Origin of the sequence: Arthrobacter sp. AOP36-A1-22 (assembly GCF_052377615.1) — a bacterium.
GTDB lineage: Bacteria > Actinomycetota > Actinomycetes > Actinomycetales > Micrococcaceae > Arthrobacter_H.
Window position 1 is genome coordinate 1 of the sequence record NZ_JBQSWX010000011.1, and the last position, 15,239, is coordinate 15,239.

Genomic DNA, 15,239 nt, shown 5'->3' on the forward strand with positions numbered 1-15,239 from the left:
CCAGGCCGGTGAACTTGGAGAAAACCGCCCAGAAAACCATATAAGGCGAAAAATACGGATTGCCCAAGCCTGGTTCGTTGACCATCGGATCTCGGGGGCGCCAAAAGTTTTGCTGGAGTCGCTCGAGCGTTGCCGCGTGGACAAAGAGATCGTTGAGAGCCGGCAACTTCAGAATGATAGGTATGAAAGCGACAAATAGAAGTATGCACAACAAGCGATAGGGGTTGTTGCGGAAGCAGGATTTGAGCACTGGATGAGTCTACGGGGACAAAGCCGGAGGTGGCCGCACACTCGTTTGAGCAGCGAGAGTCTTTCTCGCCCCGGGATTTTCCATGCAGCGAAACACTGCATTTAGGGGTGTGGCGCTGTCTCGCGGGACGGGAAGCTCTCGACGCTGAGGACTTCGTAGGCGCATTGCTGGACTGCCCCAGCCATTCGGCTTGAGAAGCGAAAATTGTTACCGTAGTGTGATGAGAGAAGTTGAGGTGAAGCGGCGCGACCAGCGTCTCGACATTGCCAAAGGGCTCCTGATTGGGCTGGTGGTCCTCGGACATTTGCTCGAGGGGACGAATGTTTGGTCGGCAACTACGGTGCGTCTCCCTTTGACGCTCATATACGCATTTCATATGCCTGCTTTCGCGTTCCTCACTGGGATCACTGGAACTCCAAAAAATTTGGTCCGGAGAGTGGGCCCGCTTCTGGTGTTGTTAGTCCTCTTCCAATTCCTATATTTCGGGGCGACCCGCGTCCTTAAACCGGGCGCAGAGTTTGAATGGGATACTCCTTTTTGGATGCTCTGGTTTATAGTGGCGATGATCTGGTGGTTGTTACTCACGCCCATCATCGATAAATTTCCCAGGGCTTCCATTGCGGTCTCTACCGCTTTAGCCATCGCAGTCACTGCTGTCCCGTGGATTGGCTACCCCTTGTCATTGGGGCGAGCTTTGGTCTTCCTGCCGTTCTATGCTGTTGGATACGCGTACGGCAAACGGATACTCGATTGGTGCATGAGCTCCACGAAGGTGCTCAAGGGCGTAACAGTCGCTGGTGCCGCGTCAGCCCTGATGGTCTTGTATTTTGCACACCTTAAGCATGAATGGTTTTACGGCAGCTTGAGCGCCGAAAGCTTGGAGGTGAATCCAGCAGAAGGCTTGGTCATCAGGACCGTACTTCTTCTCGCAGCATCCCTGGGAATCATGGCGTTCCTGATGCTCGTACCGCAGCGTGAGTCCCCGGGATTGGCCATGGTGGGCCGTCACACGTTGCCGGTCTTCTTGCTGCACGGATTCATCGTGCTGGGCGCCGAACTGTACCTGCCCGCAGTGTTGGCACGGAATAACGTCGTTGCACTTGCTTTTGTATTGACCCTGACCGCGGCCACGGTGTTATTGACTTCGGGGCCACGCACCAATGCCGTGATGCGCACTATCAGCGGGTACTTTTTCAAACCGTCAACTCAACAGGCAACCAAGAAGTATTCGAAGCTGCAAACATTATCTTCATGACGGGCCCGGCGTTTGCTTCTCCACCACGCGCCGCGACGAATGTTCACCGCGAGAAAATAGGTGAAACGAGCCTGGAGTAGGTCACCGGCGATCTACTCCAGGCAGCACGGCTATTTACGTTTCTTTCTATCTTCCTTTTCGCTGGGAACGACGACGAAAGGGGATTTCGAATGTGCCACACAGTGCTGACTTACGGAGCCCAACAGCATCCCGGCAAAGGCTCCATGGCCTCGGGTGCCCAAGACCAGTAGCTGTGCGTCTTTAGATGCCTCGACCAGTGTTGAAGAAGGATGCCCCCGCTCGGTCCGCCGAATAACATTGGAGTCCGCTCCGACGGCTTCGGCGACGGTTTCTTCGAGAAGTTCGCGTGCACGCGCCTCGATTTTCTCCCCGGATTCTGCGTACGCGGCCAAGTATCCGTAGCTCGTCGGGATATCCCAAACGGCCAGTGCCTCTACCGGAGCTTCGTACCGCTGCCCGTATTCCACGGCCCATTTCAGGGCTGCCTTGGAATCATCGGACCCATCGACTCCGACCACAACTGGTTTGGTTGCCATGATTTCGTTCACCACCTCCGGTGTGCACCGAGCACACCCTTGAAGACTGCGGCCACGGTTCTGGTGGACGTGCCTTCTGGCAGGACCGCCTCGTCCACTCAATAGCCAGCATATCACGGCGGCAGAGCCCTGATCCGGGGCCAGACTGGGGTCGCCGGAGGGTCCTTCGACCCTGCGGCGACTCGAACATCAATTACTTCGCTTCGACGTCGCTCTCCGGATGCCGAATGACGACGAAGGGGCATTTTGAATGAGACGCGCAGTGCTGACTGACGGAGCCCAACAGCATGCCCCTGAAAGCACCGCGACCTCTGGTGCCCAAGACCAAGAGCTCGGCGGACTCCGAGATTTCCACCAGAGTTTTGGCGGGGTGCCCACGTTCCGTGCGTTGAAGCACTCCGGAATCTGCGCCGACGGCTTCTTGAACTGCTTCGTTGAGGACCTTGCTGGTGCGTTCCTCAACTTGTGCGCCGGTCTCTGGGTAGGTGGCCATATTCCCGAAGGCCAACGGAAGTTCCCAGACCGCCACAGCGTAGACCGGAAGGTCGAAGCGCTTCCCATACTCCACGGCCCACTGAAGAGCTGCCTTGGAGTCGTTGGAGCCATCGATGCCGACGACTACTGGTTTGGTTGCCATGTGTTCGTTCACCACCTCCGGTGTGCTCCGAGCACACCTTCGAAGATCACGGTCGCTGTTGCAGAGGACGTGCCGGATGGCAGGACCGTTTCGTCCACCTGAGGCCAGCTTAGCAGCGGGTACGAAGGGGTCAGCCGGCTGCTGGAGGAGCGTCCTGTGGTGGGAGTTCGGTGCCCGGAAGGAGGCCTTCCATCGGTTCGCTCTCCAGCTCGACTTCTTGGGAAGTCACCCAGTGGGTGGGTCCGTTGGAGCCGGCGGGGTACTCCTCCATCGGGACCTCGCCGTTCGACCAGGCGGCCAATACCGGCTCGATGATCCGCCAGCATTGTTCGGCGGTGTCATCACGAACCGACAGCGTCGGGTCCCCGGCCAGTACGCCCGCCAAGACTTCACCGTAGGGCAGCAGGTCGGGGGTGTTGAGCTGGGCTGAAAGACCGACACGATCCAGGTTGTACATGTCCCCGGGGCCATTGACGTCTAGCTCGAGTTGAAGGATGTCCGGGCCGAAACCGATGCGCAGGCGGGTGGGGGAGTCGTTGCCGGTGAAGCCTTGCGGTAGGTGGGCGACCGGCTTGAAGGTAATGACGGCCTCTTTGCGGGGCTGCGCCAGAGCCTTTCCCGAACGCAGGATGAACGGTACGCCAGACCAGCGGGAGTTGTTGATCTCGACTTCGATCTCCGCCAGGGTTTCGGTGTTGTTGGTCCGATCCACACCGTCTTCGGAGGTGTAGTCAGGCACATGGTGTCCGCGGCTCGTCCCAGCGGTGTAACGGGCACGCCGGGTGCTTTTGGTGTAGTCGGTGGGGACCTTCGTCGCCCGAAGGACCGAACCGATGTGGTCGCGTAGATCCCGTTCGCCCAAAGTGGCGGGGGCGTTAAGGGTCAGCAGGGCCAAGATCTGCAAGAGGTGTGACTGGATCATGTCCCGTAGGGCACCGGCATGGTCGTAGTATCCTGCCCTGGACTCCAGGGCCAGGTCTTCGTCGTAGAAGATCTCCATCTTCGCCACGTGTTCGCTGCTGAACAGCGGTTCTAGGAAGCGGTTGGCGAAGCGTAGGCCCAGGATGTTGAAGACCGTGGCCTTGCCTCGGAAGTGGTCCACACGCTGAATGGATTCCTCCGGCACCAGGCGGGTGAGTGTCTTGGTCAGGGCGTGGGCTGATTCGGCGCTGGAACCGAAGGGCTTCTCCATGACCAGCGAGGTACCCTCGGGGACTTCTTCCGGTGTCAGGACTTCGCAGGCTTTCTGGCTGACCGTCGGGGGAAGCGCGAAATACAGGGCGATCGGGCCCTCGCACGTGGCCAGTAGTTTGCCGAGTTCGCCCGGTGCGGTGACGTCGAGGGCCGTGTACGTCGTCTGCCGGGCAATGCGGTCCAAATGTGCGGCACCGTCTCCGGAAGCCTTCGTCCGTGCGTTGGCGAAGGCCTCGGTGACGCGGTTGGACCAATCTTTGGGGGTGAAATCCGGGGAGCCGGCCCCGGCGAGGATCAAGTCAGGCTGATCTCCCTTGGAGATGAGGGCAGCCAGACCGGGCAGCAGCAATCTCCCGGTCAGGTCCCCTGAGGCGCCGAGGATGAGTAACGTCTTGACATGGGATTTCTTTGCTTCACTCACCTGCCTAGCTTGCCACCATTGCGCCCACCGTGTCTGCCCCCGCTGGCCGATACCGTTGGGCACGTTGGACCTTGGTAACCTTGGTAGTCGAGTCCAGCGGGGTTTCCCGCAGCCACCCACACGAAAGTAGTTCAGCTCACGTGTTCAATTCTCTCTCCGACCGGCTGACAGCGACCTTCAAGGGCCTGCGCGGCAAGGGACGCCTTTCCGAAGCCGATGTCGACGGGACCGTCCGGGAGATCCGGCGCGCCCTACTCGACGCCGATGTCGCCGTCCCGGTGGTGCGTGCCTTCACCGCCCAGGTCAAGGAGCGTGCGCTGGGCGCCGAGGTCAGCGGTGCGCTGAATCCGGGCCAGCAGATCATCAAGATCGTCAACGAGGAACTGGTGGGCATCCTCGGCGGAGAGACCCGCCGGCTGAACCTGGCCAAGGTTCCACCGACGGTCATCATGCTGGCGGGCCTGCAAGGCGCCGGTAAGACGACGCTGGCGGGCAAGCTGGCCAAATACCTCAAGGCCCAGGGGCACACCCCGCTGTTGGTGGCCTGTGACCTGCAGCGGCCCAATGCCGTCAAGCAGCTCCAGGTCAACGGTGAACGCGCGGGTGTCCCGGTCTATGCCCCACACCCAGGCGTCTCCTCGGAATTTGAGGAGGCCACCGGCGACCCGGTCGTCGTCGCCCGCAACGGCGTCTCCGAAGGCCGGCAGAAGCAGCACGATGTGGTCATTGTTGACACCGCCGGCCGTCTGGGTGTTGACGAAGAGCTGATGCAGCAGGCAGCTGACATTCGTTCGGCAGTCAATCCACATGAAGTCCTGTTCGTCATCGACGCGATGATCGGTCAGGATGCCGTGAACACTGCCCAGGCCTTCAACGAAGGTGTCGGAGTTACCGGTGTGGTGCTCTCCAAGCTCGATGGCGACGCGCGCGGTGGCGCCGCGCTGTCCGTTGCCTCGGTGACCGGCAAGCCGATCATGTTCGCATCGACCGGCGAGAACCTGAGCGACTTTGAGGTCTTCCACCCGGACCGGATGGCCAGCCGCATCCTGGACATGGGCGACATGATGACGCTCATCGAACAGGCTGAGCAGAACTGGGATAAGGGCGAAGCCGAACGGATGGCGCAGAAGTTCGCCGACCGCGAGGACTTCACCCTGGACGACTTCCTGTCCCAGATGCAGCAAATCAAAAAAATGGGCTCCATGAAGAAAATGCTCTCCATGATGCCCGGAGCCGCCATCTCCAAACAGCAGCTCGAGCAATTCGATGAGCGTCAGATCGACAGGATCGAAGCCATCGTCCGCTCGATGACCCAGCACGAACGCGTGGCGCCGAAGATCATCAACGGTTCGCGTCGAGCCCGTATCGCCAAGGGTTCAGGCGTGAGCGTTTCCGAGGTCAACCAGATGCTCGAGCGCTTTGGTGAAGCACAAAAGATGATGAAGCGCATGGCCGCCGGCGGTGGGATGCCGGGCATGCCCGGTGGCGGTGGTCGGGGCGGCGCCAAAAAGGGTAAAGGCGCTGGCAAGAAGAAGCAGAAGTTCGGAAACCCGGCCAAGGCTGCCAAGGCGGAATTGGATTCCAAGAACCGCAAGTCGGCTGCTCCCTCGGCCCCGACGGGTGCCTCCTTCGGGCAGCAGGGCGGGCAGGACTTCAATCCCTCGGACCTGAACTTGCCCAAGGGCTTTGATAAGTTCCTGGGCAAATAGGTCGGCGGCGGTAGCGGCTGATGACTGTTGTGCAGGGACTTGACGGATTCCTCGGCGCCCGGTGGAAGCACCAGGCCTACGCTTCGACCCTGGTACGGCGCTCCGATGGGGCCGTCCTGACCGTCAAGGACGCCGTGGGAGTCAACGAATCCCGTTACGGCGAGGACTCGGAGCCGGACTGGGTGCTACCGACCGCCCAGGTCAGGTCAGGGGCGACACCGCGCGGGGCTGCCGCCTCGATCCTGGCCCGGATGGCTTTGGAACCCTCGATGGGCCGGATGCTGGTCCATGATTTCCGCCCCGCTACCGGAGGAGCGCACTCGGCCGGAGGAAATGACACGGGCCAAGAGTTCTTCGTGTACGACGGAGGCACCTGGGTCACCGAAGTGGAACGCTTCACCGCCGACGGCGGGCTGCTCCAGGTTAGATTCTGCCCGCTAGATCAACTTCCGGTCCTGTTGCCACCCGGGGACGCAGAACGTGCCGCAGCCGGTGTCCGTGCCCTGGAGCTCGGGGGAGTGACCGAACTCGAGCACGGCAGGGACATGACCCCTCGCCATGTACCGGGTAACCGGCAGCCTCCCCGCGGCCTCATGCCCGAGCTGCCCGCGACCGCGCCGGTACCCGGGTTGCGCCAAACGCGAGGATGAGCGCAGGCTGCGTGTCGCAGCCCCGACAATAAATAATCGCCTGTCCATCGAGTCAACTGTGACGTGCTAGGCGTAGAGTCCACATCGGAGGGGCCTAGTGGATCCGGCACGGGCCGGCACAGCACTGGCAGGCCGGAACCTATGGATGCTGTGGAATCGATCAGCCTCGTTGGCGGCTGGCTACCCCCACTGGTTTGGGTAGTGGGTATTATCGGCCTCATCTTCCTGGTGCTACCGCGTCAACGCCGTCGATGGTGGCTCGCCTACCCCTTGCTTGTCTTGGCCGCGGCTCTGGTCACCTGGGTGATCTATCTTCTCCTCGTGTACGTCTGGTTCGTCATCGCCGATCCGCTCCCACTGGTCGTCATCGCCTGGGCTGGGTTGGCCCTGTTCGGCATCCTGCTCGGCGTGTATTCGGCGTCAAAGTCTCCCTGGACCTGGAAGCTCCTGGCCACACTGGCGACCATCGCCGTCGTTCTCCTCGCCGGATTGCAACTGAACGCCTATTTCGGGCAATACGTGAATGTGAGAAGCCTGTTGGGCGATCAAGTGGCGGTGCAAGCCCTGCCACCGAACCTCATGCGCGGCGGATCCGGGACCGGCAGCCAGAAGATTCCAATGCCCGGTACCGTCAGTCAGGCATCGATCCCGGGGACCGTTTCGAAGTTCACGGCGCGCGATGCCATCATCTACCTGCCGCCCGCCTACGAACCGTCGGGACCGAGGCAGCTACCCGTCTTGGTGTTGGTCGCTGGACAGCCCGGCGGACCGCAACGTTGGCTCGACGCAGGGCATCTGCCAGGAATCATGGACTCCTTTGCCGCTGCGCACCACGGCATGGCACCCGTGGTCGTTGTCGCGGATCCCAATGGAACCACTAGCGGAAATTCAATGTGCATGGATTCGGTCATCGCCCAGGCGGACACCTACCTCTCGGTCGACGTGCCGACCTGGATCACCACGACGCTCAACGTGCAAAAACCCAGCCCGGGCTGGGCCTTTGGCGGGTTTTCCTTCGGGGGTACCTGCGCGCTGCAAATGGGAACCATGCATCCGCACCTCTACCCGAACATCATTGATCTCTCCGGTCAGCAGGAGCCGGCCCTGTCGGTCAGCCGAACCGAGACCATCGACAAATCCTTTGGCGGAAACACGGCTGCCTTCGAGTCCCGCCTGCCACTCACGCTCCTGCACCACCAACGTTTTCCCTCAACCCACGCTTTCTTTTCGGTGGGGGCCAGCGATCATCAATATGGTCCCGATATGGAGGTGGTGGTCACCGCTGCCCGTGCCGCAGGTATGCAGGTGAAGGAACTCCGGGTCCCCGGAGCGGGCCACTCGTGGGCGGCCGCCAGGGCGGGGCTTACCGCGGGCCTGGATTTTCTGGCGCCTCACTGGGGCATGGTGCGCTAAATGAGCCTGGGAGAGAGAAACTCGGTTGATGCCTGGAGCGCCGGCATTCAGGGAAAGCTCCTGCGGCTGCCGGTCACCCTCGTCCTGCTCTGTGCTTATGTCGCCGCCGGCCTCGCTAGCAGGGGACATATCTCGGAACCGAAGGATCCCAGGGGCCCGGGTACGCCCAGTCCAGCCGTTCTCTCGCCTGTGCAAGCGGCATGGGATGCCTATCTGCCCAGCACCAGCCATCTGACGGCGTTCATTCTCGGCGCGGTCTTCATCGCGTTGGTGGCCCTGTGGGTGGAGACCAGGATGGGTAGCCTGAGATTTCTCGTCGCCTTCTTGTTCACCCAGTCTGCGGCCTTGGCATCCGGGGCAGTGTTCGTGGCCTTGATCCAACCGGACGCAGCGGTCCATAGGGCTGAGCCGGGCCTCCTGGTGGGGGTGACGGTCATTGCTTGCGGCACGGCGATGGCAGCGACCGCAGGGCTACGGGTGATGTGGCGCAGACGGCTGCGCACCGGGTTGCTGGCCGTTGTCCTGGTCACCGCGCTGTATGCCGGGACGCTGCCGGATGTCATGCGTTTGGGGGCGGTACTGATCGGGCTATTGCTCGGTCCGCTGCTGATCGGTCAACGGCCGGGCAGGCCGCGGATCAGGGCTACACGCCATGAGGGCCGTGTCCTCGTGGCGGTCGTCATCTGCGCTGCGGCACTGGGGCCCGTGGTGGCGGCCCTCTCACCCGGGGCCGTAGGACCGCTGGCCGTCCTGCGTTATCTGGGAACCAACATCGTGCCGGTCGATCCCCAGTCGCTGGCCGAGTTGTGCTCGAGTCCGGAACGCATCAACGAATGCGCCGCAGCACAGCTTCAACAACGAGCCGGCCTCGGCGCCATGTTCTCCGCAGTCCTTCCTTCCATTCTTCTGGTGGTTCTGGCCGACGGTCTGCGGCGGGGGCGCCGCCTCGCCTGGTGGGCGGCAGCCGTGGTCCAGGGAGCCATGGCCGGGTTGACCCTGATTTTCCTTGCCGGCGTCGTGCTTCAGGCCAGGGTCCCGGACGCTGGCCTGCTGGAGGGGTTGGGCGAATATGACTTCACCGACTACGGGCAAGCCAAGGCCATCATCCTGCCCTTGCTGGCTCCACTGGCCGTCTTTCTCCTCTTGCTGGCCACCCGGCGGCTCTTCAGCATCAGTGCGCCGCCCCGAGTGAACCGTCGTCTACTGCAGAAGATCCTGCTGCTCGGGGTTTTCCTGTCGGCGCTCTACCTCGGGGTGGGGTTCTGGTTGCGCGAGGGGTTCCGCCCGGTCCCGGATCTTGGCGAGCTGGCAGAGAACCTGCCCGAGCGTTTCGTTCCCCTGGTCTATGCCCTTCATATCAGCCCCGAGTTCGTCCCGATCACCGCGGCCGCAACCATCCTGTTCGAGGGGTTGGGGATCCTCTTTTGGGCTGCCGTCTGCCTCTGGCTGCTCGCATCCTTCATCACGGCAGGGGACCACGATTCGACGGCAGATGGGACCCGCGCCCGGGCCCTGGTGCGAGAGGGGACGGGAGGAACGTTCTCGTGGATGACCACCTGGGAGGGCAACAGTTACTGGTTCGCACCAGATGGTCGCTCGTTCATCGCCTACCGGGTGACCGCCGGAGTCGCCTTGACCACGAGCAACCCCATCGCTGCGCCCCAGGATGTTGCTGCGGTGGTTCGCGGGTTCGCCGGGTATTGCATAAGCCACGCATGGATCCCGTGCTTCTACTCCGTGACGAGCGAAGTCGCAGACGCGTTGCCGCCGGAGACGTTCAGCAGGGTTCGCGTCGCCACAGAAACGGTGCTTCCACTCGGTTCGATGGCGTTCACCGGGAAGAAGTTTCAGGATGTGCGCACGGCACTGAACCGGGCAGAGAAGTCGGGTGTCGAGGCGGTGTGGAGCAAATACTCGCTGTTGACCCTGAACAGGCGCGAACAACTCCGGGCCATCTCCGAGGAGTGGGTTGCCGATCGGGGCATGCCCGAGCTCGGTTTCACCCTCGGCGGGCTGGCTGAGCTGGACGATCCCGAGGTGAGGCTGTTGCTGGCCGTTGACGACGCGGGTGTGCTGCAAGGGGCCACCTCGTGGCTGCCGGTCCGGCACTGCGGGCAAGTGACAGGGTGGACTCTTGATTTCATGCGGCGGAAACAGGGAGGGTTCAGGCCGGTCGTGGAGTTCCTGATTGGCACCGCGGCACTGACGCTCCAAGCGCAGGGCTATTCCTTCGCCAGCCTGTCCGGTGCGCCGCTCGTCTCCGCGAACAAACCACAGGACACGGTGTCGCCGACCGGAGATGACACCGGAGTGCCGCCCATGGAGCGGGTACTGGGTTGGCTGGCAGCCACCTTGGAGCCGGTCTATGGATTCCAGTCGCTGATGTCCTTCAAGAAAAAATTTCAGCCACAGTTCGTCCCCCAATACATGGTTTACCCCGACGCAGCCGCCCTGCCAGCCATTTCCGTCGCCATCTCCAAGGCTTATATCGGGGACGCATCATTGAGCGCCGGCTGGTCACTGGCCAGGACATTGCTGAGCCGTCACTAATAGATCTGTAGCGACTCGGGCCCGTTCGGCGGAGCGAACAGGTCATCGAGTGCCGCCAAATCTTCCGTCGTGAGTTCTAGTTCGAGGGCGCCGGCATTCTCGGTGACCCGCTCCACCTGGGAGCTCTTGGGGATGGGAATGACCTGGTCTTGGGCCAAAAGCCAGGCCAGCGCGACCTGGCCTGCGGTGGCACCACGTTCACGAGCGAAGCCGGTGAGCCCCGCGTGATGGGCCAGATCGCCGCGGTCGAACGGGGAATAGGCCATCATGCCCAGACCCTTCCGCTGCAACCACGGCAGAAGGTCCCATTCGATTCCTCGCTGGTTGAGGTTGTAGAGCAGCTGCTGGACCTGGGTGTGACCGCCGCCGGGCAACGAGTGGAAGTACTGCATTTCCTCGAGGTCCAGGTTGCTGACACCGAACTGGTCGATTTTGCCCGCAGCGACGAGATGCTCGAAGCCCTCGAGCGTCTCCTCAAACGGTGCGGGTCCGACCCCGTGGAGCAGGTACAGATCCAGATGGTCGGTGCCCAGGCGTTCCAGGCTCTTCTCGCAGGCTTCGATGGTTTCGGCGCGGTTGGATCCGGGGAGGACCTTGCTGACCAGAAACACGTCGTCGCGACAGCCGGAGATGGCCTCACCGACGAGGTCCTCCGAGCGACCGCCTCCATACATTTCAGCGGTGTCAATCAGGGTCAGGCCGCATTCAACGCCGGCACGCAGCGCAGCGATCTCCTGCGCCCGACGCTGGGGATTGTCGCCGAGGAACCACGTGCCTTGGCCCATCGCGGGCATGGTCGTCCCGTTAGGTAGTTGAACTGTTCGCATGATGGGTCCTTTCGTTCACGTCACCGTCACATGAAATCATGCAAAGCTGCTGCGGGCTGCTCGCCGCCCGTCGTGGAAAGCGCCGAACGTGCCGAGGGGATCATCAGCGTCGCTGTGGAAGATCTCGTCATCTACCGATGTGGTTGGGTGTTGGGTGCCATTGATACATCGCATCGTGGGCCCGTGCCCGCTGTGGGTGGGAGACCACCTCTGGCGACGGACTGTTGTTGGCCCATCGTGCTGGATGTAGGCTTCGTTTCTCCGGTCCCGGTGGATCCTCACGAGTCGCGGGCGGCTCTAACACCCGGCTTGGTCGGCAAGATGGGGGGCGTAGCGGTGGTCGAAGCTCCACGGGATTCGAGCCCGGGCCTGCACGGGTATTGGTGGAAGGTGCTTCTCGGCGGAGTCGCCTTGTGGATCCTCACCATCGTCGTCACCGCCCGTACAGAGAACACCAATCTGATCCCCACGCTGATCCTGTTGGGGAGTTTCTTGGTCCCCTTCGTGGTGGTCCTGTTCGTGGGAGCCCGACAGGAAGGCGTTTTATCGCCGGTCCGCTTATTCTCGGCTTTCTTCATCGGCGGGGTCTTCGGTGTCTTGGGGGCTTCCCTCCTCGAAGTGGACCTCGGTAAATCAGCCCTCCAGTTCGCCCTGGTGGGGTTCATTGAAGAGTTCGTCAAGCTCCTGATCTTGGCCATCGCCGCTCGCGGGATCACCCGGCGCACGGCGCGTTTGGGAGCATCGCTGGGTGCGGTGGTTGGGGCAGGCTTCGCGGCCTTCGAATCCGCGGGTTACGCCTTCAACGCAGCATTGGGCCAAAACACCATCAATCTCACCTCTCTTCTGGAGACGGAGGTCCTGCGGGCAGCCCTCTCTCCCGTGGGGCACATCCTGTGGACGGCCATCCTCGGTGCCGCACTCTTTTCCCTGAGGCGGCCCGGCCGGCCGGTCTGGAGGCTGATCCTGACCTTCATCGGCGTCTCGGCACTTCATTCCCTTTGGGATCTGATCGGACCGCTGAGTTCCTTCCTCGCCGTTCTCTTCACCGGAACCGTCAGATTTGAGCTCACCTACGGTCATCTGCCCCCATCGGTAGCTCCCGAGGTCGCCTTCATCTCATTGCTGATGTATATCGGTGGAATGGTGATCATTGCCCTTATCGGGATCAACTGGCTGCGCCTATCAGTGCGCCACGGGGCTCGCAGGGAGCAGGAATCCGTCGACCGCTCCATGCGCTGACCAGCCAGCACCCGCTTCCACCAACCCGCCGTGCGGCCACGGCTCGCCCGTCTGAACGATGGGTCGCGTCGCGCGCCGCGTTCTGGCATAATGGCAAGGTACTCGATCGACGTGGCCCCTCTCTCCGCGTGTGCATCTTGTCCTCAGACCCTTCGCAGTATGGCCCGCCCCACGGGTGCAGAAACGCGGGATCGCCCAGTATTAGATACAGGAGTGACCACTACAGTGGCCGTTAAGATTCGACTCAAGCGCCTCGGCAAAAAGGGCGCACCGTCCTACCGCATCGTCATCATGGACTCCCGCGCCAAGCGCGACGGTTATGCCATCGAAGAGGTCGGCAAATACCAGCCCACCGAGGAGCCCTCGTTCATCGAGGTCAACTCCGAGCGTGTTGGCTACTGGCTCTCCGTCGGCGCCCAGCCGACCGAGCAGGTTGCCGCACTGCTGAAGATCACCGGTGATTGGCAGAAGCATAAGGGCATCGAGGGCCAGGAAGGCACCTTGAAGACCAAGACCGCCAAGGAAGCGTACGTCGCTCCGGAGAAGTCTTCGGTCATCCTGCCCGAGGCCATCACCAAGAAGGCCGATAAGACAGAAGAAGCACCCGCCGCGGAAGCCGAGGCCGAGAAGGCAGAAGCCACCGAGGCTGAGTAGAAATGCTCGTTGAAGCTCTCGACCACCTGGTCCGCGGCATCGTCGACTCCCCGGAGGACGTCGCCGTGGAGCAGAAGGCCAACCGCCGAGGCGACACCCTCGAGGTCCGGGTCCACCCGGACGACCTCGGACGGGTCATTGGCCGTCAGGGACGTACCGCCCGCGCATTGCGCACCGTGGTAGCGGCCCTGTCGGACGGCGAACCGGTCCGCGTCGACGTGGTCGACACCGACCGACGCCGCTAGGCCCGGTCGCAGAGTTTCACCCCGCCGGCCCCGCACCGTACACCGGTGCGGGGCCGCGCGCTTTAAACACATCGTCGGAACGTTGCAGAACGTTCCCATCTCAAGGAGTCACCATGCGCCTCCAGGTCGCACGCATCGGCAAGCCTCACGGAATCCGGGGGGAGGTCACCGTCCAGCTCATGACCGACGACCCCGACGCACGCTTCGAACCGGGAACCGTCTTCGATGTCGAATCCTCCCCGGCCAAGCACCTGACCGTGGAGGGGGCGCGCTGGAATAAGGAAATCCTGCTGGTTGCCTTCGAGGAGATCCCCGACCGCAACACCGCGGAGACCATGCGCGGATCCCTGCTGTTCCTCGAGACAGCGGATCTTGAAGAAGACGATGAGGACGCCTGGTATGAGCATGAGCTGGTCGGCCTCACGGCCCGCATCGGCGGGGAAGCCGTCGGCACGGTGACCGGACTACGCACCAACGACGCCCAGGACCTGCTCGTCATCGAAGACACCGAGGGCGCCGAAGTCCTCGTCCCCTTCGTTGAAGCCATCGTCCCCGAGGTCGACCCGCAGGCCGGCTTCATCCGGCTCACCCCGCCGGACGGGCTCTTCACGCTCAATCGTGCGCAGGGCGCCGAGGAGGGCCAGGCCTAGGGCATGCGCATCGACGTCGTCAGCATCTTTCCCGAATACCTGCAGGCACTGGATATCTCGCTGATCGGCAAGGCCCGGCGGGAGGCCCTACTCGACGTGCGGATCCACGATCTACGCGACCATACCCACGACCGACACCGCACCGTCGACGACACCCCTTACGGCGGGGGAGCCGGCATGGTGATGAAACCCGGCCCCTGGGCCGAAGCGCTTTCCTCGATCGCCGGAGCCGAGTCAGGAGCACAGCACGCCGATTCTTCCCGGCCCCTCTTGCTGATCCCCTCACCCGCTGGAGAGGTCTTCACCCAGCCCATGGCCCGGGAACTGTCCGAACGCGAACATCTGGTCTTTGCCTGCGGACGTTACGAAGGCATCGACGAGCGGGTCTATGAATTCGCCGCGGAACACTACGAGGTCCGCCCCGTCAGCCTCGGCGACTATGTCCTGAACGGGGGAGAAGTTGCCGTGCTGGCCATGGTGGAGGCGATTGGCCGCCTAGTCCCCGGAGTCGTGGGCAACCCCGAATCCTTGGTCGAGGAATCCCACTCCGACGGGTTGCTCGAATACCCCGTCTACACCAAACCGTCCAGCTGGGAGGGCCGCGACGTCCCCGAGGTTCTCCTCAACGGCAACCACGCTCTCATTGCCCGGACCCGCCGGGCCTGGCAGCTCGAACGCACCGCCGAACGCCGCCCCGACCTGATCCGGGCGCTGGACCCCGATTCCCTGAACCGGCGCGACCGCGACACCCTGTGGCATGCGGGCTTCATGATCGAAGACGGCTGCGTCGTGGGTCGCCCCGCGGACTAACCAGGCCGGGATCCCCGACAGCACGCTATGGGCCGGCACGGGATTAACCACCGCGGGGATGCGTATGGCAAAATGAGACCTTGCGTCTACTGGGTGCGCCCCTGCCACAGGGGGAGTGCGCCAACAGTCAGAGCGCCGACGGACATAGACGTGTTGGTCGGTTCACCACACTCCGTTT

Annotated in this window: 15 protein-coding genes; 10 read left to right on the forward strand and 5 right to left on the reverse strand. The window is 62.6% G+C overall.

Annotated features, from left to right (window positions below; genetic code table 11):
* A partial coding sequence (locus ACT3S2_RS08285; protein ID WP_444561514.1) for a hypothetical protein occupies positions 1 to 250 on the reverse strand: 250 nt, incomplete at its 3' end.
* A 220-nt stretch (positions 251 to 470) separates the two neighbouring features.
* Between ACT3S2_RS08285 and ACT3S2_RS08290 the strand changes: the two genes are divergently transcribed.
* The gene (locus ACT3S2_RS08290; protein ID WP_444561515.1) at positions 471 to 1,505 is read left to right on the forward strand and encodes an acyltransferase family protein; all 1,035 of its coding nucleotides are present in this window, start codon (positions 471 to 473) and stop codon (positions 1,503 to 1,505) included.
* Positions 1,506 to 1,615: 110 nt separating this feature from the next.
* On the opposite strand, the gene ACT3S2_RS08295 is transcribed toward ACT3S2_RS08290, so the two are convergent.
* The 3 genes from ACT3S2_RS08295 to ACT3S2_RS08305 all read right to left on the reverse strand — a co-directional run bounded on the left by ACT3S2_RS08295 (position 1,616) and on the right by ACT3S2_RS08305 (position 4,314).
* A complete protein-coding gene (locus tag ACT3S2_RS08295) occupies positions 1,616 to 2,074 on the reverse strand; it encodes a universal stress protein (RefSeq protein WP_444561516.1) in 459 nt (152 codons plus the stop codon).
* Positions 2,075 to 2,255: 181 nt separating this feature from the next.
* The gene (locus ACT3S2_RS08300) at positions 2,256 to 2,699 is read right to left on the reverse strand and encodes a universal stress protein (RefSeq protein ID WP_218778260.1); all 444 of its coding nucleotides are present in this window, start codon (positions 2,697 to 2,699) and stop codon (positions 2,256 to 2,258) included.
* A gap of 130 nt (positions 2,700 to 2,829) precedes the next feature.
* Complete coding sequence (locus tag ACT3S2_RS08305; RefSeq protein ID WP_443348370.1) at positions 2,830 to 4,314, reverse strand: glucose-6-phosphate dehydrogenase; 1,485 nt, start codon at positions 4,312 to 4,314, stop codon at positions 2,830 to 2,832.
* Positions 4,315 to 4,454: 140 nt separating this feature from the next.
* On the opposite strand from ACT3S2_RS08305, the gene ffh reads away from it, so the two are divergent.
* The 4 genes from ffh (at position 4,455) to ACT3S2_RS08325 (ending at position 10,636) form a co-directional block, all read left to right on the forward strand.
* On the forward strand, positions 4,455 to 6,023 hold the full coding sequence (gene ffh / locus ACT3S2_RS08310) for a signal recognition particle protein (RefSeq protein WP_444561517.1): 1,569 nt from the start codon (positions 4,455 to 4,457) through the stop codon (positions 6,021 to 6,023).
* Positions 6,024 to 6,043: 20 nt separating this feature from the next.
* Positions 6,044 to 6,673 (forward strand): hypothetical protein, encoded by a 630-nt coding sequence (locus tag ACT3S2_RS08315; protein WP_443348375.1) that lies wholly within the window; start codon positions 6,044 to 6,046, stop codon positions 6,671 to 6,673.
* A gap of 201 nt (positions 6,674 to 6,874) precedes the next feature.
* Positions 6,875 to 8,086: an alpha/beta hydrolase gene (locus ACT3S2_RS08320; protein WP_444561518.1), complete on the forward strand. Its 1,212-nt coding sequence runs from the start codon at positions 6,875 to 6,877 to the stop codon at positions 8,084 to 8,086.
* Between the two features lie 189 nt (positions 8,087 to 8,275).
* A complete protein-coding gene (locus ACT3S2_RS08325) occupies positions 8,276 to 10,636 on the forward strand; it encodes a bifunctional lysylphosphatidylglycerol flippase/synthetase MprF (protein WP_444561519.1) in 2,361 nt (786 codons plus the stop codon).
* Here ACT3S2_RS08325 and ACT3S2_RS08330 read toward each other — a convergent pair.
* Complete coding sequence (locus ACT3S2_RS08330) at positions 10,633 to 11,463, reverse strand: aldo/keto reductase (RefSeq protein ID WP_443348379.1); 831 nt, start codon at positions 11,461 to 11,463, stop codon at positions 10,633 to 10,635. The genes ACT3S2_RS08325 and ACT3S2_RS08330 overlap by 4 nt on opposite strands.
* Before the next feature lie 336 nt (positions 11,464 to 11,799).
* On the opposite strand from ACT3S2_RS08330, the gene ACT3S2_RS08335 reads away from it, so the two are divergent.
* From ACT3S2_RS08335 to trmD, 5 genes are all read left to right on the forward strand, one after another.
* The gene (locus ACT3S2_RS08335) at positions 11,800 to 12,702 is read left to right on the forward strand and encodes a PrsW family glutamic-type intramembrane protease (protein WP_443348381.1); all 903 of its coding nucleotides are present in this window, start codon (positions 11,800 to 11,802) and stop codon (positions 12,700 to 12,702) included.
* Between the two features lie 225 nt (positions 12,703 to 12,927).
* The gene (gene rpsP, locus ACT3S2_RS08340) at positions 12,928 to 13,356 is read left to right on the forward strand and encodes a 30S ribosomal protein S16 (RefSeq protein ID WP_086996351.1); all 429 of its coding nucleotides are present in this window, start codon (positions 12,928 to 12,930) and stop codon (positions 13,354 to 13,356) included.
* Positions 13,357 to 13,358: 2 nt separating this feature from the next.
* The gene (locus ACT3S2_RS08345; protein ID WP_086996354.1) at positions 13,359 to 13,601 is read left to right on the forward strand and encodes an RNA-binding protein; all 243 of its coding nucleotides are present in this window, start codon (positions 13,359 to 13,361) and stop codon (positions 13,599 to 13,601) included.
* Positions 13,602 to 13,714: 113 nt separating this feature from the next.
* Positions 13,715 to 14,251 (forward strand): ribosome maturation factor RimM, encoded by a 537-nt coding sequence (gene rimM, locus ACT3S2_RS08350; protein WP_443348383.1) that lies wholly within the window; start codon positions 13,715 to 13,717, stop codon positions 14,249 to 14,251.
* A 3-nt stretch (positions 14,252 to 14,254) separates the two neighbouring features.
* A complete protein-coding gene (trmD, locus tag ACT3S2_RS08355; RefSeq protein WP_443348384.1) occupies positions 14,255 to 15,061 on the forward strand; it encodes a tRNA (guanosine(37)-N1)-methyltransferase TrmD in 807 nt (268 codons plus the stop codon).
* Positions 15,062 to 15,239: the final 178 nt, after the last annotated feature.

Coding starts and splice junctions, on each gene's coding strand:
- ACT3S2_RS08315 (WP_443348375.1), top strand. CDS start 6,044: ATGACTGTTGTGCAGGGACTTGACGGATTCCTCGGCGCCCGGTGGAAG.
- ACT3S2_RS08300 (WP_218778260.1), bottom strand. CDS start 2,699: ATGGCAACCAAACCAGTAGTCGTCGGCATCGATGGCTCCAACGACTCC.
- trmD (WP_443348384.1), top strand. CDS start 14,255: ATGCGCATCGACGTCGTCAGCATCTTTCCCGAATACCTGCAGGCACTG.
- ACT3S2_RS08330 (WP_443348379.1), bottom strand. CDS start 11,463: ATGCGAACAGTTCAACTACCTAACGGGACGACCATGCCCGCGATGGGC.
- ACT3S2_RS08345 (WP_086996354.1), top strand. CDS start 13,359: ATGCTCGTTGAAGCTCTCGACCACCTGGTCCGCGGCATCGTCGACTCC.
- ACT3S2_RS08290 (WP_444561515.1), top strand. CDS start 471: ATGAGAGAAGTTGAGGTGAAGCGGCGCGACCAGCGTCTCGACATTGCC.
- rimM (WP_443348383.1), top strand. CDS start 13,715: ATGCGCCTCCAGGTCGCACGCATCGGCAAGCCTCACGGAATCCGGGGG.